The organism is Streptomyces sp. NPDC003635, from assembly GCF_053587635.1.
Genome location: NZ_JBSFOK010000001.1, coordinates 110,915 through 130,599, shown reverse-complemented (window position 1 = coordinate 130,599; position 19,685 = coordinate 110,915). Strand labels below are relative to the sequence as shown.

Sequence of the window (19,685 nt, the reverse complement as noted above, 5' to 3'; positions counted from 1 at the left end):
GGAGGCAAAGCCATGACCGCAACCACGCTCGGCCCCTGGGCCGTGACACCCGAGTTCAGCCAGCAGCAACTCGTCGCGAAGATGGGGATCGAGCTGGTGCGCTGCGAGCCGGGACTGGTCATCGGCACCATGCCCGTGGACGGCAACCGCCAGCCGGTCGGCATCATGCACGGCGGCGCCAACGCCGTACTGGCCGAGACCCTGGGGTCCATCGCCGCGTTCCTGTACACCGGGCCCGGCGGACAGGCGGTCGGCCTGGACCTGTCCTGCACCCACCACCGCTGGGTGGCCGGCGGCACGGTGACCGGCGAGTGCCGGCCCCTGCACGAGGGCGGCACCACCGCCACCTACGAGATCGTCATCACCGACAGCTCCGGCAGACGCACCTGCACCGCCCGGCTGACCTGCGCCGTGAGCCGCCGCGCCGCCCGTTCCCGGGGCGTTCTGCGTCCCGCGTGACAGGCCTGGGCCCCCGGGCTTCCCCCCGCAATCACCATCGAAGAGAGGCCAACACCCATGTGCCACAGCACCGACAGCAGGCCCCCCGCCGTCGAGAACCCCGGCAGCGTGGCCGAGGAAGGGCTGATCGAGCTGACCTCCGCGGACGGGACGCCGTTCAGCGCCTTCCACGCGCGGCCGGGCGAGCCCAACGGCCGCGGTGTGGTGATCCTTCCGGACATCCGCGGCGTCCACGCCTACTACCAGGAGCTGGCCCGGCGGTTCGCCGAGGCCGGGTTCGCCGCCGTCGTGCTCGACTACTACGGACGTACCGCCGGACTCGGGCCGCGCGACGACGAGTTCGAGTGGCAGCCGCACTTCAAGCAGCTGGTGCCGGACAGCGTGGCCGACGACGCCCGGGCCGCGGTCGCCTTCCTGACCGAGCGGAACCCCGGGGTGACGGTCTTCTCGGTCGGCTTCTGCCTCGGCGGCGGCCACTCCTGGCGGCTCGCCGGCAGCGGCCTGGAACTCGCCGGGTCCATCGGCTTCTACGGCCTCCCCGGCCTCGCCGAGGACCGCCTGCCGGACATCTCCGCCCCGCTGCTGCTCCTCCTCGCGGGCGACGACGTCGCCACCACCCAGGAGGACTTCGCCGCCTTCCGCGGCAAGCTGGACGACGCGGGCAAGCCGTACGAGTACAAGGTCTACGACGGCGCCCCGCACTCCTTCTTCGACGGTGGCTCCCCGGAGTGGAAGGACATCAGCGCCGACGCCTGGCAGCGCCTGCTGGACTTCACCTCGCGCCACGCGGAGCCCGTGGCATGAGCCGTGACATCCGCGACGAACAGCGCGGCAACCCCCGTTTCGAGCGCGGGCACGCCAAGCTGCTCGAACTCGGCGACTCGGGCGACGCGATCTTCACGGCGCTCGCCGACGTGGCGCCCGACATGGGGCGCTACGTCGCCGAGTTCGTCTTCGGCGATCTGTACGGCCGGGAGGGACTGGACGACCGGCAGCGGCAGTTGGTGACCCTGGCGCTGCTCACCGCGCTCGGCGACACCGAGCGCCAGTTCGCCTTCCACCTCAACCTGGCCCTGAACGCGGGCGTCACCCCGCGGGAAGTGGTGGACGCCCTGGTCCACGGCCTGGCCTTCGTCGGCTTCCCGCGCACCTTCAACGGCCTGAGCACGGCGAAACGGGTGTTCGCCGAGCGAGGGCTGCTGCCGGTGGCCGAGCCGGCCGAGCGGACCGAGCCGGTCGAAGCGGCCGAATCGGTCGAGGCGGCCCCGGCCGGGTGAGAGCTCCCGTCCCGCGCGTGCCCTCAACCCCCCGTCGGCCGCGCGGGGCGGGCGCACACTCCTCGTGAAAGGCACCGTCTTGCGACGACGCACAGCCGCGTTCTTCGACGTCGACGGCACGGTCATCAACGTCACCAGCATGTTCCGCTTCCTGGAGTTCCGGCTGGCCGCCGAGGGCCGTCCGCCGTCGGCGTACCGCCACGAACGGCAGCGCCTGAAGGCCATGACGGCGGCCGGGGTGCCGCGCACGGAGACCAACCGCGCCTACTTCGCGTCGTACGCGGGCGTCGGCGTCCGCGAGGTGGCGGCCCTTGCCGAGGACTGGTTCCGCACCGAACTCGGCCGGGGGGCCTTCTTCAACGAGCAGGTGGTCACCGCCCTGCGCCGGCACCAGCGGGACGGCGACCTGGTGGTCCTGGTCTCGGGCTCGTTCCGGGCCTGCCTGGCCCCGATCGCCCGGCATCTGAACGCGGACATCGTGGTCTGCTCGGACCCGGAGACCGAGCGGGGCAGATACACGGGCGAGGTGCACCGCCCGATGATCGGCGAGGCGAAGGCGGAGGCGATCCGCGCCCTGACCACGACGGGCGCCCTGAACCTGGCCGAGTCCACGTCCTACGGCGACCACGTCTCCGACCTGCCCCTGCTCCGCCTGACCGGCCGCGCGGTCGTGGTGGGCGACGACCCGGAGCTACGGGAACAGGCCCGCCGGCACGGCTGGCAGGTCTGGCCCCGGCTTCGGCTTCCTCAGGACTCTCAGCCCGCGCACAGCGCAACCCCACGCTCCTGACGGCTGCCGTTCCCAGGGCGTTGGCGCGGGCCGCGGTGGCCGCGCCGGCGGGGCAACTGTCGCTGTGTCCCAAGCCGGGCCTGCCCGACCCCAGGGGCGGTGACCACCACACCCTGCGCTGGTCGGCGAAGGCGCTGGCCCCGGGTCCGGGTCCTGGAGGCGGTCAGTTCGTTCCGGGCCGGACGCGAGGCGCTTGGCCGCCCGCAAGGGGTCCCGGGGATCCAGGGCGGTGCCCGCCACCAGCAGAGGCCCCGGGGGCGGGCGGGGCGGGCCCGGACAGAGACCTCCGCACCGGGGAACGGAGCCCGTCGCTCACGCGGGGGCGGGCTCGGCCGCGTGGTCCTGGGGCCGCTCCGAAGGACGTACGACCGCCCCCATCGCATACGAAGCCACCACCGTCAGCCCGCCCAGCAGCACCCACCCCGCCGTCCCCCACTGGATCAGCAGCGTGGTGAGGACCAGCGGCCCGGCTGTACGGGCCACGGTGACCCCCGTGCCGAAGAATCCCTGGTACTCCCCGACCCGATCCGCCGGCGCGAGGTCGAAGGACAGTTGCCAGGAACCCGCGGACTGGTCCATCTCCGCGACGACCTGAAGCACCGCTCCGACCACCAGCACCCCGACCGCCACCCAGGGCGACACCTCGGCCGACAGCGCGAACACCGCACACGCCGCGAGCATCACCCAGCCCGCCCGCCGGACCGCCCCCGAGGCCGACGCGACCCCGGTCACCCCGCGAGCCATCCGCACCTGGAACAGCATCACGGCCCCGGTGTTCAGGACGAACAGCGCCGACACCAGCCACGTGGGCGCCGCGGTCCGCTCCGCGATCCACAGCGGCAGCCCGAGACTGAGCAACGGCATCCGCAGCAGCAACACGGTGTTGAGCGCGGCCAGCGCCACATACCGCCGGTCCCGCAGCACCGCGAGCCCGGTCCCCGCCGCCTTCATCACCGGCGCCACCGAGGGCAGCCGCAGCAACACCCCCGCACAGAGCAGAAAGCTCAGCGCGTCCAGCGCGAACACCCCGAGATACGCCACCCGCGTCCCCATGTGCAGCGCGAGACCGCCCAGCCCCGCCCCCACGGCCAGCCCCGCGTTGAGCGTCGACTGGAGATGCGCCAGCAGCCCGGTCCGCTCCCCGGCGGACACCAGCCCCGCCAGCAGCGCCTGCCGGGCCGCCGCGAGCCCGGACTGCGCGGTGGCGTACCCGACGGCCGCCGCCACGAAGGGCCAGAACCCGCGCACGAAGAGGAAGGACGCCACCGCGAGCCCGGTCGCCAGCGCCAGCAGCACCGCCGCCCCACGCGCCCCCCGCCGGTCGGCGAGCCGCCCCAGCGGCACCCCCGCCAGCGACCCGACCGCCCACGCGACGGTCAGCCCAAGCCCCACCCGCCCCGCGTCCAGCCCGACGACGTGGGTGAAGTAGAGCGCCGAGGTGACATAGAAGGCACCGTCCCCGACGGAGTTGGCCAACTGGGCCAGCACCAGGACGCGTTGCGGACCCGCGGGCGGAACGAGGGAGTTCGTCATGGCTACGACGCTAGGCCCGAACTGGATCCCCTAACAGCACCACTGGTGTGCGAAGGAAATGGTCCAATTCACCCGCCGTCGAGCACCTTACCCAGCACGTCCAAGGCCTCCGGATACACCCGCTCCCGAGGCGTCCCGTATCCCACGACCAGCCCCTGGGGCCGCCCCTCGCCCCGCCCCGCGTGCCAGTGCTCCCCGAGCGAGCCCACCGCGAGCCCCTCCGCCTCGGCCCGCGCCAGCACCTCGGCCTCGTCGTCCACCTCCACCAGCGCGTGCAGCCCGGCCGCGATCCCGCGCACCCCGCGCCGCGCCCCGATCCGGTCCACGAGCCGGTCCCGCCGCCGGCGGTACCGCAGCCGGCAGGCGCGCACATGACGGTCGTAGGCATGACTCTCGATCAGCTCGGCGAGCGCCAACTGCCCGAGGGACTCGGTGTGATGGTCGCTGTGCAGCTTGGCGTCGGCGACCGCGTCGACGAGCTGCGGCGGGAGCACCATCCACCCGAGCCGCAACGCGGGCCCGAGCGTCTTGGAGGCGGTCCCGAGATAGACGACCTGCCCCGGCGCCATGCCCTGCAGGGCCCCGACCGGCTGCCGGTCGTAGCGGAACTCCCCGTCGTAGTCGTCCTCGACGATCAGCCCGTCACGCGCGCGTGCCCAGTCGGTGAGCGCCCGTCGCCGCTCGGGATGGAGCGTGACGCCGGTCGGATACTGGTGGGCGGGCGTGACCACGACAGCGGCGGGCTCCCCGAGCTCCTCGACACACACCCCCCTCTCGTCGACCCGCACGGGCACCACGGCGCCACCGTTGCGCCGCACGACATCCCGGTGGAAGGGCAGCCCGGGGTCCTCCATGGCGAACTCGCCGCCGTCCAGCACCCGCGTGAGCAGCGCGAGCCCCTGCACATACCCGGAGGTGACGACGATCCGCTCGGGCGGCGCGATCACTCCGCGGGCCCGCCCCAGATACCCCGACAGCGCGTTCCGCAGTTCGATCCGCCCCCGGGGATCGCCGTAGTCGTACGCCAGCGAGGGCGCGGTGGCGATGGCCCGCCGCAAGGCCCGCAACCAGGCCGCGGCCGGAAAGGCCCCCACGTCCGGCGACCCGGGCCGCAGATCGAACAGGGGCTCACGCGCGCGTGCGGCTGCGGCAGCGGGTTCGGAGCTGCTGGAGGGCAGCGGCGCTACCTCGGTGCCCGAGCCCTGCCGAGCGGTGAGATACCCCTCGGCGACGAGCTGGTCGTAGGCCCCCTTCACGGTGTTCCGCGAGATCCCCAGCTCATCGGCGAGCCGCCTGGTGGCGGGCAACCGAGTCCCCGGAGCCAACCGCCCGTCCCGCACGGCAGCCCGAAGAGCCCGCTCCAACCCGGCACGGCGGCCGTCAGCAGCGAGAAGATCCAAATGCAGGTCCACCCAAACCCCCCTCAGGGGCGCGGGGAACTGCGCGATCAGCCCCCACACACCCGCCAGACCGCGACGATGGCCGGACACCCCCTTGGTGCCCGGCCATCAAACCGACAAGATCAGCCCTTCAGTGAAGCCATCCAGGACTCCACCTCATCGGACCGCCGGGGAAGCCCCGCCGAAAGGTTACGGTTCCCGTCCTCCGTCACGAGGATGTCGTCCTCGATCCGCACACCGATCCCCCGGTACTCCTCCGGCACCGTCAGATCATCGGCCTGGAAGTACAGCCCGGGCTCGACGGTCAGACACATCCCCGGCTCGAGCACCCCGTCCACGTACGTCTCGACCCGCGCGGCAGCGCAGTCGTGGACGTCCATGCCGAGCATGTGCCCCGTCCCGTGCAGCGTCCACCGCCGCTGCAGCCCCAGTTCCAGCACCCGCTCGACGGGCCCCTCGACGAGCCCCCACTCCACGAGCTTCTCGGTGAGCACCCGCTGCGCGGCGTCATGGAAGTCCCGGTACTTGGCGCCGGGCTGCACCGCCGCGATCCCGGCCTCCTGGGCCTCGTACACGGCGTCGTAGATCTTCTTCTGGATCTCGGTGTACCGCCCGTTGACCGGCAGCGTCCGCGTGACGTCGGCGGTGTAGTACGTGTGCGTCTCGACGCCCGCGTCGAGCAGCAGCAGGTCACCCGAGCGCACGGGGCCGTCGTTGCGCACCCAGTGCAGCGTGCAGGCGTGCGGACCGGACGCGCAGATGGAGCCGTAGCCGACGTCGTTGCCCTCGACCCGGGCGCGGAGGAAGAAGGTCCCCTCGATGTACCGCTCGGAGGTGGCCTCGGCCCTGTCGAGGACCTTCACCACGTCCTCGAAGCCGCGCACCGTCGAGTCGACGGCCTTCTGCAGCTCGCCGATCTCGAACGCGTCCTTCACCAGCCGCGCCTCGGAGAGGAAGACCCGCAGCTCCTCGTCCCGCTCGGCGGTGACCTTGTCGGTGAGCGCGGCCTCGATGCCGGCGTCGTGACCGCGGACGACCCGGACCGGACCGGTGGCCTCGCGCAACGCCTCGGCCAGCTCGCGCACGTCGGAGGCGGGAATGCCGTACAGCTTCCCGGCCTCGGTCAGCGAGTGCCGGCGGCCGACCCACAGCTCGCCCTGGCCGGAGAGCCAGAACTCGCCGTTCTCCCGGTCGGAGCGGGGCAGCAGATAGATCGTGGCCTGGTGACCGTCGGCGACCGGCTCCATGACCAGGACGCCGTCCTCGGTCTGGTTGCCGGTGAGGTAGGCGTACTCGACCGACGCCCGGAAGGGGTACTCGGTGTCGTTCGAGCGGGTCTTCAGGTTGCCCGCGGGGATCACCAGGCGCTCGCCCGGGAAGCGGGCGGACAGCGCGGCACGGCGGGCGGCCGTCTCGGCGGCCTGGGCGATCGGCTCCAGATCGCGCAGCTCGGTGTCGGCCCAGCCGGACTTCATGTTCTCGGCGAGCTCGTCGGACACGCCCGGATACAGGCCGTTCTTGCGCTGCTTGATCGGCTCTTCAGACTCTTCCGGGGTCTCCGGCGTGAGCTCTTCCGCCACGGTCATCCTCCTAGATACGGCATTGGACCCCCTCCATCGTACGGTCGCGTGGAAGGGGTCCCAGGGCCGAAAGACCTGTTACCGAGGTCACCGGAGGAGCCGGTGCCCGGCTCATTCGAAGCGCGCGGCGAGCAGCACCACGTCCTCCGCGCTGTCCGCGGCGTCCAGACCGTCGGGCAGTACCGTGCGCAGGACGTGATCGGCGACGGCGTCCGGATCGTGCCGGATCGCCCGCGGGACGCTCGCCGCCGCCGTGTGCAGCCGCGCGAAGGCCCGGTCCGTGGCGTCGCCGGTACGGTGCAGCAGCCCGTCCGTGTACAGCAGAACCGTCTCTCCGGCCTCCGCCTGGAGCTCCACGCTGGGCGCCTCCCAGCAGGCCAGCATGCCGAGCGGGGCGGAGACGGAGGTCTCCACGAACTCGGTGCGCCGCTCGCCGATCAGCAGCGGCGGACAGTGCCCGGCCCCGGCGAGGGTGATCTTCCGCAGCGCGGGCTCGCAGTAGGCGAACAGGGCGGTGGCCGAGCGGGCCGGTTCGGTGAGCCGGAGCAGCAGCTCCAGGTCGGACAGGACCGCGACCGGGTCCTCGCCCTCCATCACGGCGTACGCCCGCAGGGAGGCCCGCAACCGGCCCATCGCGGCGACCGCGCTCGGCCCGGACCCGGTGACCGAGCCGACGGCGAGGCCGAGTGCCGCGTCCGGCAGTGGCAGCGCGTCGTACCAGTCGCCGCCGCCGAGCGGCCCGGTGCGGTGCCGGGCGGCGAGCTGGACGCCGGCCACCCGCGGCAGCCGGGAAGGCAGCAGTTCCTCGGCCATCGTCGCCATGGACACGCGGGTGCGCTCGACCTCCAGCAGCCGGGCGAGGTGTTCGGCGGCGTGGCGCGTGTACAGCCCGACGAGGTGCCGCTGACGCTCGGACGGCTCGGCGGGCTCGTCGTAGAGCCAGACCGCGACGCCGAGCCGGCCGGCGGACTCGGTGGACAGGGGGAGGGCGTAGCTGGCGGCGTAGCCGAGGCGGGCGGCCACCTCGCGGTGGCGGGGGTCGAGGCCGTCCTCGGCGAAGAGGTCCGGGTGCGCGATCCCGCCGTCCCCGCCCGGCGGTCCGGCCGTCGTGTCGAGGAGGCTCCCGTACGGCATCGAGCCGCGGGGCACGGTCTCGATGTGGCCGAGGTCCGCGCGGGCCAGGCCCAGGCCGACGGTGGTGTCCGGACCCCGTCCGTCGGCGGGCTCCAGCACGACGAGTCCGCGCCGGGCGCCGACGAGGGCGGACCCGGCGCGCAGCAGTTCCGTCACGGCGTCGGACAGCGAGCCGGTGCGGACCAGGCGCTCGGTGAGCTCGTGGAGCGTGGTGAGGTCGGAGACCCAGCCGGCGAGGCGGTCCTGGAGGAGAAGTCCGGGGGCGCCGGGGGTTGTCGGCGTCGGTACGGGAGGGGGTGGTGTGGCTTCCGGGGCCACGGGCGCGGGCGCGACAGTGTGTGCGGGCGAGGGAACCGTTGAATCGATTCCGGCCACTTTCGGAGGGTGAGGGGCGTTCATGGCGTCCGGCTTTCCGACCGGTGCGTATTGCTCAAAAGCATCGCAAACCCCCATGTCATTCTGCGCCGCTAGCAGTGTCTCCACATGTACACGCACTCGTGAGGGGATGTCCAGCATTGTCCTGCCGGGATTCCTGGTGTCCGTGGGTAACGAGCGCACATCTCCCCAACCCCTTGCGGAAAGGCAAAGTTGGCTTAAAACTGCCTCAGGGAACGCCTTATTGCGGTCGACTGGCCTTGCTCCACGGAGCGTCACAGCGGTCGTGATGGGTACGTACTCGGAGAAGGCCAGGGGTGGTTGACAGTCACCCGGAACCTGGTGGCGGACCCGGGCGTCTTAGCCACCGACGACCGTGCCCCATCCTCCCGTGGCGGAGGCGAAGAGATACACGCGGGACGGCAAAACGCCAGACTTCGCCACCCCACGCCAGGCCCATGCTCGGACAGACGCAGGTGCGGACGAGGCTGCCGCGGACGCAGCCAACGCTCGGCCCATAGGGGTTCCCCTTGCTTGAGGCAGGGGTGTGATGCGCCAACAGGTACGCACAGTGAAGCGATCGACACATGATGTGATGTGGACCACGGTGTTGCCAGCGGTGCAACGGAAAGGAACGAGCGCTCATGCGCGAGATCCTCGGAAGGCGACGCAGGCTCCTGTCCCAGCGCCGCGACGGGCGGCCCGAGTTGCTTGAGCCGGCCCTGACCTTCGCGACTCAATGGCAGTGGCCCGTACTCCCGGGTGTGACGGCGGACCCGCAGGGGCGGTCCCGCTGCGGCTGCCCCGACCCGGAGTGCACGGTGCCCGGTGCGCACCCCTTCGACCCCGGCCTCCTCGCGGCCACCACCGACGAGCGCATGGTGCGCTGGTGGTGGACCAACCGCCCGACGGCGCCGATCGTGCTGGCCACCGGCGACAGGGCGCCCTGCGCGGTTAGCCTGCCGGCCGTGCCGGCGGCACAGGCCCTCACCGCGCTCGACGGCATGGGCATGCGGCTCGGCCCCGTGATCGCCTCGCCCGACCGCTGGGCGCTGCTCGTCAAGCCGTACTCCATGGAGCAGTTGGGCGAACTGCTGTACGCCAAGGACTTCGTCCCCGGTTCGCTGCGCTTCCACGGCACGGGCGGTTACCTCGCCCTGCCTCCGTCCGAGACCGGCCAGGGCGCCATCCGCTGGGAGCGCGCGCCGCTGCCCGGCTCGGCCTCCCCGTGGGTGCCGGACGTGGAGGCCGTGGTGGACGCCGTGGTGGAGGCCCTCACTCGTACGGGTGTGAGCGCACCCGAGTTGTAGGGGTGTCGGGCGCGCGCCGGACGGGGCGCCCGCCCTCCCTCGTTATCTTCCGTCGTATGAACCTTCGTCTGCTCGCCCTGGCGGGCGTCGCGGTGTGCGCGGTGGCGCTGCCGCTGGCCGTGGCGTCCGCGGGGCAGGTGGGCGACGAGGGCGGCCAGGCCGGGGTACGGCCGTCCGCCTCCGCCTCCTCCTCTTTCGCCGTCTCGGACGCGAAGCCGTCCGCCGCCCCCCTGCGGCTGGGCCTGGGTCTGGCCACCGCCGCCCGCTGCGGCCCCGAACTCACCTCTTCCGACGGCATCGAGGCGCAGACGTGTGTGCTCACGCGGGGCGAGGAGACATGGGCGCGCACCTACTACCGCAACACCACCGGCGCGGCGCTGGACTCGGTGCTCAGTCTCATGGGGCCGGGCGGGCGCACCGTGCAGATGCGCTGCGCGGTGGGCGCCGAGGACGAGCCCGGCAGCTGCGAGACACCCCGTGAGAGGACCCGGGACGTGCTGGCGGGCTACACGGCCGTCGCGGAGTTCGCGGGCCGGGCCGGACAGGGACCGCTGCTGCTGCGTTCCGGCAGCAACTCCGCTGCGCCTACGGGCAGTTGACGGACGGCGTCACGCTGTAAAGCGCCGGGCGCATGGAAAGACCCGGTTGCTGGCGACGGGGGATGCACCAGCAACCGGGCTACTGGAACGGTAACAAGAGATCGGCGGTTCGCAAATTCGATCCGGGCTTTCCGGTCACCGATTTCCGTGTGTGCACGGGGAGTTGTGATCGGAGTCACCTGTTCCGCGCGCCCTCCCCGGCTGACCGGTCGGTCAGCGGTCGGTTCGCCTTCCGGCAGCCGGGGAGGATCGTCTTCCCGTGCGTCAGCTGAGCGTGACCTGGCGGTTGGTGAGACCGCCGCGGGCCCGCCGCTCGTCCGCGGTGAGCGGGGCGTCGGCCGCCAGGGCCGCGGTGAGCCGCTCGGCGAACTCGGCGGCCGGCTTCTCCACGTCCTGGGCGCCCACCTCGCTCGGCAGGTCCCAGACCGGCACGGTGAGGCCGTGAGCGCGGAAGGAACCGACGAGACGCGTGCCCTCGCCGAGGTTCGACCGGCCCGCCGCGTGCAGCCGCGCCAGCGCGTCCAGAAGCTGCTCCTCGGGGTACGGCATCACCCAGCGCAGGTGGTTCTTCTCCGGCGTCTCGCACCAGTACGCCGCGTCCACGCCGGTCAGCCGCACGGTTGGGATGGCGGCGGCGTTGGCCCGCTCCAGGGACGCGCTCACCTCCGGGGTGGCGTTCTCCGCGTCCGGCACCCAGAACTCGAAGCCCGCGTGCACAACTGGCTCGAACGCGCCTTCGGGGTCGAGCAGATCCTGCAGTCGCGGACCGTCGGCCGGGGCGCGCCGGGCCTGCACCGGGGAGCCCGGCTTGGCCTCGAGGGCGCGCTGGAGGGTGTCGGCCAGATCGCGGCTGATGTCACCGGACGCCGTGTCGTTCTGCAGTCCCAGCAGGACCGAGCCGTCGTCGCGGCGCAGGGCCGGCCACGCCATCGGCAGCACGGTCGCGAGGGTGACGGACGGAACGCCCTCGGGCAGACCGCCCTTCAGGGGCAGTGGAACCGTGGCGGCGGGCACCAGCTCGCGCAGGGCCACCCAGTCGCACTCGCCGGGCACCCCCTCGAACGGGCGCTGCACCAGCTCGGTCACGGCCTCGGCCGCGGCCTTGCCGTGACAGGCCTTGTAGCGGCGGCCGCTGCCGCACGGGCAGGGCTCGCGGGCGCCGACGACCGGGATCTCTCCGTCCGTGAGCTGCGGGCGCGTGGCCTTCGTCTGGGGTCGCTTCTTGGCCATGAGGGTGTCTCCCGGAAACGGCTCGTCTCGTACGGCGGGAGCCTAGCTGTTCACGCCATGGCCGACGCGACCCTGTGGACGACACGTCCCGGACCCCTCCGCCCGGCGGAGATCAGTCCAGGTCGTCGAACGCGTCCGCGAAGTCCAGTTCGGGGAGCGCGGCGACCGACGGTGCCGCGACGCGCGTAGCGAAGTCGTGGCGGCGGTGTCCCGCGTCGGGATCCCGTACGTCGTCGTGGACGACGACCCAGACCGTGACCTCGCCCCGGGCGTCGTCCCTGACGCCCCAGTCGTCGGCCAGCGCGGTGATGATGTTCAGCCCCCGACCGCCGTGCGCGGTGACCGAGGGCGTGGCCGGAGCCGGGCGGGTGGGCCCGCCGCCGTCCGTCACCTCCACCGTGAGCCGCCCGGCCGCGTCGACCCGCCATGCGGCCCGGACGTCGCCGTCCCCGGCCAGGGCGTCGCCCAGCGGCCGACCGTGTTTGCACGCGTTGCTCAAGAGTTCGGAAAGGATCAGTACGGCGTCGTCGATGACCGATTCCGCCAGGCCACCCATGCGCAACTGATCGCGCATCCGGTGTCTCGCCTTACCCACGCCCGCAGGGCCATGGGGTACGGCCATGCTCGACGACGTGGGCACCTCCTGTGCCACCACCAACGCCACCCCCGAGACCTCCTTCGCCCCACGCCACGGTGTGGATGCCCCATTGGCCTGTACCGGAAACCGGCCAATCCATGTCCGGTGACGCATTCGCAACGATCGAATACGGACCGAACGCGCCGGAGCACTCCCTGTAATTGCCTGGCTGGAAATCGACGGTGTGGCCGAGATGTGGGGAGGATGGGGCCAATGCGACCTTCGGGTCAAGAGGTCGTACCGGGACAGATGGGTTCTCGCAGGTCAGCGGGCTCGCAGGTCAGCAGGCACGCGGCCCGGCGGCCCCGGGTTCCAGCAGGCTCGCCTCTGGCGGCTCAGCGGTCTGGCGGCTCGGCGAGCCTCGTGGCTCAGCGGCCCAGTCGGCGCAGCACCGCGCGCGGGCGGTTGGTGATGATGGCGTCGACGCCGAGTTCCACGCAGAGATCGACGTCCTCGGGCTCGTTCACGGTCCACACGTGCACCTGGTGCCCGGCCCGCTTCAGCCGCTCCACGTACGCGGGGTGACTGCGTACGATCCGGATCGACGGACCCGCGATCCGGACGCCCGCGGGAAGCCGTCCGTCGCGCAGCCGGGGCGAGACGAACTGCATCAGATACACCGTCGGCAGCGTCGGCGAGGCGGCACGCACACGATGCAGCGAACGCGCCGAGAAGCTCATCACACGGACCGACGACTCGGTCGGGGCGGCGGGTGAGTCCAGTCCGAACCGCTTCAGCAGGTGCAGCAGCCGCTCCTCGACCTGGCCCGCCCAGCGCGTGGGGTGCTTGGTCTCGATGGCGAGCTCCACCCGCCGCCCGGCGTCCGCGATGAGCTCCAGCAGGCGTTCGAGGGTCAGTACGGAGGTGTCCTCCCGGTCCTCCGGGCGGTGCTCCCAGTCGGGCTCCTCGTCCCGGCTCATCCAGGAGCCGAAGTCCAGGGCGGCCAGATCGGCCAGCTCCAGGGCGGAGACCGCGCCGCGTCCGTTGGAGGTGCGGTTGACGCGACGGTCGTGGACGCAGACCAGGTGGCCGTCCGCGGTGAGGCGTACATCGCACTCCAGGGCGTCCGCCCCGTCCTCGATCGCCTTCTTGTACGCGGCCAGGGTGTGCTCGGGGGCCTCCTCGGAGGCTCCGCGGTGGGCGACGACTTGAGGCGTGTGCTGCCGGGCGTGGGTCACCGCGTCATGGTGCCACCGAGCGGGGGTAGGCGTGTCGGCGGAGGTGTTGACAATGCGCCCCTTTAGTCAGACATGACCTATATAAAGAATGGCCTCGGACCCACAGCCACGGCTTATGGTGCTCTGACGGCCCGTGGGAAAAGCTGACGGCATACAAAAAGACATGCACAGCTGAAGCGCACCGGGCCGTCGACACGTGAACGGGCGTGACCGAGTGCGACCGAAAACTACAGCCGTGGATCGAGGAGAGAAGCTGTGAGCACCGAGAACGAGGGCGCCGCGGTACCCCCGGCCCCGTCCGCACCCCCCGTGCCGGTGGACGCTCCCGCTGCTCCGGAGCCGCAGGCCCACCCGGCCCCCGACACCGGCGCCCCGACGACCCCGCTGCCGCCGGTGGCGCAGGCGCCGGGCCAGGAGCCGCCGGCTCACCCGCAGGCGCCGCAGCCCCAGGTGCCCCAGCACCCGGCCGCCCACCCCCAGCAGCCCCACACCGCCTCGGCCCCGGACGCCTCCTGGCCGCCCCCCGCGCCGCCCACTCCCACCTACGCCGACGGCGGTTCGGGCTCGGGTTCCGGTTCGGGCACGGTCTGGGGCGCCGCCTACCAGCAGCCCGCCCCCGCGCCGAAGTCCGGCCGCGGCCGCGGCGGCCTCCTCGCCGCGGTCCTGATCGCCGCGCTGGTCGCGGGCGGCCTCGGCGGCGGACTCGGCTACACCCTGGCCAAGGACGACCAGACCTCCTCCACGACGGTCTCCGCCTCCGACACCGGCGGCGACGTCAAGCGGGACGCGGGCACCATCGCGGGCGTGGCCAACAGGGCGCTGCCCAGCACGGTCACCATCGAGGCCGAGTCGAGCAGCGGCGAGGGCGGCACCGGCACCGGGTTCGTCTTCGACACCGAGGGCCACATCGTCACCAACAACCACGTGGTGGCGGACGCGGTCGACGGCGGCAAGCTGTCGGCGACCTTCCCGAACGGCAAGAAGTACGACGCCGAGGTGGTGGGCCACGCCCAGGGCTACGACGTAGCGGTGATCAAGCTCAAGAGCGCCCCGAGCGACCTGAAGCCCCTCACCCTCGGCGACTCCGACAAGGTCGCGGTGGGCGACTCCACGATCGCGATCGGCGCCCCCTTCGGCCTGTCCAACACGGTGACGACGGGCATCATCAGCGCCAAGAACCGCCCGGTGGCCTCCAGCGACGGCACGGGTTCGAACGCCTCGTACATGAGCGCCCTGCAGACGGACGCGTCGATCAACCCGGGCAACTCCGGCGGGCCTCTCCTGGACGCCCAGGGCAACGTGATCGGCATCAACTCCGCCATCCAGTCCGCCGGGAACGGCCTGGGCGGCACCAGCCAGTCCGGCTCCATCGGCCTGGGCTTCGCCATCCCGATCAACCAGGCCAAGTACGTCGCCCAGCAGCTGATCAAGACCGGCAAGCCGGTGTACGCCAAGATCGGCGCCTCCGTCTCGCTGGAGGAGGGCACGGGCGGCGCGAAGATCACCGAGCAGGGCGCGAGCGGCTCGGACGCGGTGGAGTCGGGCGGCCCGGCGGCGGACGCGGGCCTGAAGCCCGGCGACGTCATCACCAAGCTCGACGACCGGGTCATCGACTCCGGCCCCACCCTGATCGGCGAGATCTGGACCCACAAGCCCGGCGACAAGGTCAAGATCACCTACGAGCGGGACGGCGAGACCCGCACGGTCGACCTGACCCTCGGCTCCCGAGTGGGCGACAGCTGATCCCACCCACCCGTTACTCTTGTCCCCGCGCCGCCGATCAACGGTGACGCGGGGTGGGTTGCCCGAGCGGCCTAAGGGAACGGTCTTGAAAACCGTCGTGGCGCGAGTCACCGTGGGTTCAAATCCCACACCCACCGCGGTGGAGAGCCTCTGACCAGCATGAGCGGTCAGAGGCTCTCGGCGTTCCCGCTCACGGCCGATGCCCCGTCATCCGTGCCGCCGACGCGATCGTCGCCCGGGCCTCCCGTTCCGTCAGGCCCGTGGTGAGGGCCGCCTCCACCAAGGGGGCGACCAGGGCCGGGCCGATGCCGTTCTCGTAGGCGCGGCAGGCTGCCCAGAAGAGGCGGGTGTTGCGTTGGCCCTCGTGGGCGGCCAGGACGAACTGGACCAGGCCCCGGCCGTGGTCACCGGCCGAGGCGGGGAGCTGGTTCTGGGGGGCTCGGGGTGGGGGGAGCAGGAGGCGGAGGAGGGCCGGTGGGCAGGCCGCCGGGGCCAGGTGCGCGGTGCCGGGAGCCGCGCCGTAGACGCCGTGGTCGGTGCGGGAGCCGGGGCCGACCAGGTAACCGCCGGCGCCGCGGATGTCGATGCCGGGGGCCAGGCGGCCGGCCGAGTTGGGGACGACGACGTCCGGGGGGCCGCTCAGCCACAGGTGGCGGCCGCCGGAGGGGGTCAGTACGACCACGGTGTCGGGGATCGTGAAGAGGTGGCGCAGGGCCAGTTCGCGCAGGGCCGCCGAGGAGTCCGTACCGGATTTGGTGTCGAGGTCGACGCCGATCAGGTGGTGCGGCGGCAGGCCGCAGGCGATGCCGTAGCCGCTTGCCCAGGGAGCCGCCGCGAAGAGTTCGCGGATGCGGGCCGGGTCCGTCGAGGCGTCGTACACCCCGTGGCCGAAGCGGCCGCATGCGCCGTGGCACGGCGTCAGCGAAGGGTCGTCGCGGTGGGGGGAGCGCAGGGCCGGGAGTTTCGTCCGGGACAGGGGGATGACGGCCAGTCCGCGTTCGGCGGCTGACAGGGCGTGTGCGAGGGCCAGCGTCGTGGCCTGCCGGTCGGTGGTGGCCATACCTTCATGTTCGTACGTACGTTCGAAAAAGGGAAGAGGAGTCGAGCGCGACGCGCCCGCCGCCGTCGAATGGCTGGAAATGTGCCGGAACGCTTCCCCTCTTGCGGTGCTTGATCCGACCTGTCCCACCTGCGCTGAGCTGGGGCTTCTGATGAGGCAAGGGGGTTTATCGACTTGTCATCACGCTTGAGGGCGAATCGCGGCTTCCGGGGTGGTTCGCCGGGGATTCGGTGGGCAACTCTGGATTCGCGACGTCGTGCACAACGCCGGGGCGGTAGGCCAACTGCCTTGGCAGAAGCCGTAGTTCACAGGCTTCGCAGCTTCGCGTGCTTCACGTACTTCTCGTTCTGGAGGAACACATGGCAAGCATCCGTACCGCCCGCGTCATCGCCGCCGTCTCCGCTCTTCCGCTCGCCGCCGCTCTCTTCACCGGCGTCGCCACCGCGGACAACGGCGCCATCGCGGACGACGGATCGAGCGCCGCCGTCACCAATGCCTGGCAGGGCATCATCGGCAGTGGTGTGGGCGGCGACAACAACGGCAACTCCTCCACCACCCAGCAGCAGGCGATCGGCTCGGGTGCCTCGAACCAGTCCAACACCGCCCAGGTCGACGGCTCCGCGTTCACGGCGATCAACCAGGGCAACGACAACGTGGCGGTCAGCTTCACCCCGCTCTGGTGGTGACCGCCGGCGGCTGAGGCCGCCCGGTCACCGGTCCCTCGTGTGGTGTGCTCTGGGGGGTGTGACGCGTCTGCGCGGCGGTGCTACGGCATCGCCGCGCAGGCGTTTTCCCACCGGCTTTCCCGCATCTTGACACCCCCTCATATCTGACACACAGTCAGAAACCCTGAGAGGGAGGGGAAGTCGTGGACACCGACGAAGACCTCACCGCGCGACTCAAGGCCTTCGAGGGCCGGTCCGCCGCCGTCGCCGGCACCGCCAAGGACCCCGTCAACCTGCCCATGATCCGGCACTGGTGCGAAGCCCTCGGCGACACGAACCCGGCGTACACCGGCCCGGACGCCATCGCCCCGCCCACCATGCTCCAGGCCTGGACGATGGGCGGCCTCTCCGGCCACACGGCCCGCTCGACGGCGTACGACGAACTGCTCGGCCTGCTCGACGCGGCGGGCTGCGCCTCCGTCGTCGCCACCGACTGCGAGCAGGAGTATCTGCGCCCCCTGCGCCCCGGCGACGAGGTCACCTTCGACACGGTCATCGAGTCGGTCTCGGACCGCAAGACCACCAGGCTCGGCACCGGCCACTTCGTCACCACCCGCACCGACCTGCGCGTCGGCCCCGACCTCGTCGGCACCCACCGCTTCCGCATCCTCAAGTACGCCCCTGCGCGCCGCCCGGACCGCCCCCCTCGCCCCCGACCCGTGATCAACCGCGACAACGCCGGGTTCTGGGAGGGCGTCCGCCGGCACCGGCTCCTCCTCCAGCGCTGCACCGCCTGCGTCACACCGAGGCACCCCTGGCTGCCCGGCTGCAACGCCTGCGGCGGCCTCGACTGGGACACCGTGGAGGCGAGCGGCGAGGGGACGGTGCACTCGTACGTCGTCATGCACCACCCGCCCTTCCCGGCCTTCACCGCGTCCGATCACGCCGCTGACGCGGCGGGGCCGTACGCCGTGGCCCTGATCGAGCTGCCCGAGGGCGTGCGCATGCTCGGCAACGTGGTCGGAGTGCCGTACGACAAAGTGCGGATCGGGCTGCCGGTGCGGGTCGAGTTCATCGCGTACGACGACGAGCTGACGCTTCCGGCGTGGCGCGCGGAGCAGGAGGCCGCCGTATGAGAGCCGGAGACGAACTGCCCCCGCTGACGATCCCCGTCACCCGCACCCTGATCGTCGCCGGAGCCATCGCCTCCCGCGACTACCAGGACGTGCACCACGACCCGGAACTCGCCCGGCAGAAGGGCTCCCCGGACATCTTCATGAACATCCTCACCACCAACGGCCTCGTGGGCCGCTACCTCACCGACCACTTCGGCCCGACGGCGACCGTCCGCAGGCTCGCCATCCGCCTCGGCGCCCCCAACTACCCGGGGGACACCATGGTGTTGACCGGCACTGTCGAGGAGATCGACGGCGACACGGCGACCGTACGGATCGTGGGGCGCAACGGCATCGGCGCGCACGTGACCGGGACGGCCACCCTCGGTCTCGGCGGCAGGCCGTGACCGCGGCCGTCGTCGGAATCGGGGCGACCGAGTTCTCCAAGGACTCCGGGCGCAGTGAGCTGCGGCTCGCCGTGGAGGCGGTGCGGGCGGCGCTGGACGACGCCGGTCTCGCGCCCGCCGACGTGGACGGGATGGTCACCTTCACCATGGACACCAGCCCGGAGATCACCGTGGCACAGGCGGCCGGGATGGGCGAGCTGTCCTTCTTCTCCCGCGTCCACTACGGCGGCGGCGCCGCCTGCGCGACCGTCCAGCAGGCCGCGCTCGCGGTGGCGGCCGGGGCGGCGGAGGTCGTCGTCTGCTACCGCGCCTTCAACGAGCGCTCCGGCCGCCGCTTCGGCTCCGGGGTGCGGCAGCGGGAGCCGTCGGCGGAGGGCGCTGCGCTCGGCTGGGTGATGCCGTTCGGGCTGCTCACCCCGGCGTCCTGGGCGGCGATGGCGGCCCAGCGCTACCTCCACGCCTACGGCCTCACTCCCGAGGAGGCCTTCGGGCCCGTCGCCGTCACGGCCCGGCGGTACGCGGCGACCAACCCGGCCGCCTGGTTCCACGGCCGCCCCATCACCCTCGCCGACCACGCCGCCTCCCGCTGGATCGCCGAGCCGCTGCGGCTGCTGGACTGCTGCCAGGAGACGGACGGCGGCCAGGCGATCGTCGTCACCTCCCTGGAACGCGCCCGCGACCTGCCCCGCCCCCCGGTGGTGATCGCGGCGGCGGCCCAGGGCTCCGGACGCGGCCAGGAGCAGATGACCGGCTTCCACACCGGCGACCTCACCGGCCTGTCCGAGTCGGCGGTGGTCGCCCGGCAGCTGTGGCGTACGACGGGACTGACGGCCGCCGACATCGACGTGGGGATCCTCTACGACCACTTCACGCCGTTCGTGCTGATGCAACTGGAGGAGTTCGGCTTCTGCGCCCGCGGCGAGGCGTCCGCCTTCGTGGCGGAGGACCGGCTGCCGCTGAACACCCACGGCGGCCAGCTCGGCGAGGCGTACCTCCATGGGATGAACGGCATCGCGGAGGGCGTACGGCAGATCCGCGGGACCTCGGTGAACCAGGTGCCCGGCGCCAGCAGCGCCCTGGTGACGGCGGGGACGGGGGTGCCGACGTCGGGCCTGGTCCTGACGGCTGACGGATGACGGCGCAGGACGACCCCTGGGGGTCATCCCGTAGTAGAGGCCGCCCTCTCGTCCACC

General features: G+C 72.2%; 19 protein-coding genes and 1 tRNA gene. 12 read left to right on the top strand and 8 right to left on the bottom strand.

Annotation, left to right across the window (positions count from 1 at the left end; genetic code table 11):
* The first annotated feature begins 12 nt into the window (after window positions 1-12).
* The 4 genes from ACWDRW_RS00650 (at window position 13) to ACWDRW_RS00635 (ending at window position 2,526) form a co-directional block, all read left to right on the top strand.
* Complete coding sequence (locus ACWDRW_RS00650; protein ID WP_451718004.1) at window positions 13-459, top strand: hotdog fold thioesterase; 447 nt, start codon at window positions 13-15, stop codon at window positions 457-459.
* Between the two features lie 57 nt (window positions 460-516).
* Window positions 517-1,263 carry a dienelactone hydrolase family protein gene (locus tag ACWDRW_RS00645; protein WP_451718001.1) on the top strand — a complete coding sequence of 249 codons (747 nt, stop codon included), beginning with the start codon at window positions 517-519 and terminating at the stop codon, window positions 1,261-1,263.
* Window positions 1,260-1,736 (top strand): carboxymuconolactone decarboxylase family protein, encoded by a 477-nt coding sequence (locus ACWDRW_RS00640; RefSeq protein ID WP_451717998.1) that lies wholly within the window; start codon window positions 1,260-1,262, stop codon window positions 1,734-1,736. Before ACWDRW_RS00645 ends, ACWDRW_RS00640 begins: the two co-directional genes overlap by 4 nt.
* 79 nt (window positions 1,737-1,815) lie before the next feature.
* Window positions 1,816-2,526, top strand: a complete 711-nt coding sequence (locus ACWDRW_RS00635; RefSeq protein ID WP_451717995.1) for an HAD family hydrolase — start codon at window positions 1,816-1,818, stop codon at window positions 2,524-2,526.
* Window positions 2,527-2,838: 312 nt separating this feature from the next.
* Here ACWDRW_RS00635 and ACWDRW_RS00630 read toward each other — a convergent pair whose 3' ends face one another.
* From ACWDRW_RS00630 to ACWDRW_RS00615, 4 genes are all read right to left on the bottom strand, one after another.
* Window positions 2,839-4,059 carry an MFS transporter gene (locus ACWDRW_RS00630; protein ID WP_451717992.1) on the bottom strand — a complete coding sequence of 407 codons (1,221 nt, stop codon included), beginning with the start codon at window positions 4,057-4,059 and terminating at the stop codon, window positions 2,839-2,841.
* Window positions 4,060-4,127: 68 nt separating this feature from the next.
* Window positions 4,128-5,486 (bottom strand): MocR-like pyridoxine biosynthesis transcription factor PdxR, encoded by a 1,359-nt coding sequence (pdxR, locus tag ACWDRW_RS00625; protein ID WP_451718654.1) that lies wholly within the window; start codon window positions 5,484-5,486, stop codon window positions 4,128-4,130.
* 95 nt (window positions 5,487-5,581) lie between these two features.
* Window positions 5,582-7,039, bottom strand: a complete 1,458-nt coding sequence (locus ACWDRW_RS00620) for an aminopeptidase P family protein (RefSeq protein WP_451717990.1) — start codon at window positions 7,037-7,039, stop codon at window positions 5,582-5,584.
* Between the two features lie 111 nt (window positions 7,040-7,150).
* Entirely contained in the window at window positions 7,151-8,689 is a 1,539-nt protein-coding gene (locus tag ACWDRW_RS00615; RefSeq protein WP_451717988.1) for a PP2C family protein-serine/threonine phosphatase, read from the bottom strand.
* Between the two features lie 503 nt (window positions 8,690-9,192).
* Between ACWDRW_RS00615 and ACWDRW_RS00610 the strand changes: the two genes are divergently transcribed.
* Window positions 9,193-9,858, top strand: a complete 666-nt coding sequence (locus ACWDRW_RS00610) for a bifunctional DNA primase/polymerase (RefSeq protein ID WP_451717985.1) — start codon at window positions 9,193-9,195, stop codon at window positions 9,856-9,858.
* A 56-nt stretch (window positions 9,859-9,914) separates the two neighbouring features.
* Window positions 9,915-10,457 carry a hypothetical protein gene (locus ACWDRW_RS00605; protein ID WP_451717983.1) on the top strand — a complete coding sequence of 181 codons (543 nt, stop codon included), beginning with the start codon at window positions 9,915-9,917 and terminating at the stop codon, window positions 10,455-10,457.
* A 264-nt stretch (window positions 10,458-10,721) separates the two neighbouring features.
* On the opposite strand, the gene ACWDRW_RS00600 is transcribed toward ACWDRW_RS00605, so the two are convergent.
* The 3 genes from ACWDRW_RS00600 to ACWDRW_RS00590 all read right to left on the bottom strand — a co-directional run bounded on the left by ACWDRW_RS00600 (window position 10,722) and on the right by ACWDRW_RS00590 (window position 13,502).
* A complete protein-coding gene (locus ACWDRW_RS00600) occupies window positions 10,722-11,687 on the bottom strand; it encodes a DUF5926 family protein (protein WP_451717980.1) in 966 nt (321 codons plus the stop codon).
* A gap of 112 nt (window positions 11,688-11,799) precedes the next feature.
* On the bottom strand, window positions 11,800-12,438 hold the full coding sequence (locus tag ACWDRW_RS00595) for an ATP-binding protein (RefSeq protein WP_451717977.1): 639 nt from the start codon (window positions 12,436-12,438) through the stop codon (window positions 11,800-11,802).
* Between the two features lie 254 nt (window positions 12,439-12,692).
* Window positions 12,693-13,502: a glycerophosphodiester phosphodiesterase gene (locus ACWDRW_RS00590; protein ID WP_451717974.1), complete on the bottom strand. Its 810-nt coding sequence runs from the start codon at window positions 13,500-13,502 to the stop codon at window positions 12,693-12,695.
* Window positions 13,503-13,757: 255 nt separating this feature from the next.
* Here ACWDRW_RS00590 and ACWDRW_RS00585 point away from each other — a divergent pair, with 255 nt between their 5' ends.
* A complete protein-coding gene (locus ACWDRW_RS00585) occupies window positions 13,758-15,245 on the top strand; it encodes a S1C family serine protease (RefSeq protein WP_451717971.1) in 1,488 nt (495 codons plus the stop codon).
* Between the two features lie 52 nt (window positions 15,246-15,297).
* Window positions 15,298-15,382, top strand: a tRNA-Ser gene (locus ACWDRW_RS00580).
* Between the two features lie 53 nt (window positions 15,383-15,435).
* Here the strand turns inward: ACWDRW_RS00580 and ACWDRW_RS00575 are convergent.
* Window positions 15,436-16,305 carry a bifunctional DNA primase/polymerase gene (locus ACWDRW_RS00575; RefSeq protein WP_451717968.1) on the bottom strand — a complete coding sequence of 290 codons (870 nt, stop codon included), beginning with the start codon at window positions 16,303-16,305 and terminating at the stop codon, window positions 15,436-15,438.
* A 359-nt stretch (window positions 16,306-16,664) separates the two neighbouring features.
* On the opposite strand from ACWDRW_RS00575, the gene ACWDRW_RS00570 reads away from it, so the two are divergent.
* The 4 genes from ACWDRW_RS00570 (at window position 16,665) to ACWDRW_RS00555 (ending at window position 19,628) form a co-directional block, all read left to right on the top strand.
* Window positions 16,665-16,991, top strand: a complete 327-nt coding sequence (locus tag ACWDRW_RS00570; RefSeq protein ID WP_451717966.1) for a hypothetical protein — start codon at window positions 16,665-16,667, stop codon at window positions 16,989-16,991.
* Between the two features lie 182 nt (window positions 16,992-17,173).
* Entirely contained in the window at window positions 17,174-18,106 is a 933-nt protein-coding gene (locus tag ACWDRW_RS00565) for a bifunctional MaoC family dehydratase N-terminal/OB-fold nucleic acid binding domain-containing protein (protein ID WP_451717963.1), read from the top strand.
* Complete coding sequence (locus tag ACWDRW_RS00560) at window positions 18,103-18,492, top strand: MaoC family dehydratase (protein ID WP_451717960.1); 390 nt, start codon at window positions 18,103-18,105, stop codon at window positions 18,490-18,492. The genes ACWDRW_RS00565 and ACWDRW_RS00560 overlap by 4 nt, the downstream gene beginning before the upstream one ends.
* Window positions 18,489-19,628 carry a lipid-transfer protein gene (locus ACWDRW_RS00555; RefSeq protein ID WP_451717958.1) on the top strand — a complete coding sequence of 380 codons (1,140 nt, stop codon included), beginning with the start codon at window positions 18,489-18,491 and terminating at the stop codon, window positions 19,626-19,628. Before ACWDRW_RS00560 ends, ACWDRW_RS00555 begins: the two co-directional genes overlap by 4 nt.
* Window positions 19,629-19,685 lie beyond the last annotated feature (57 nt).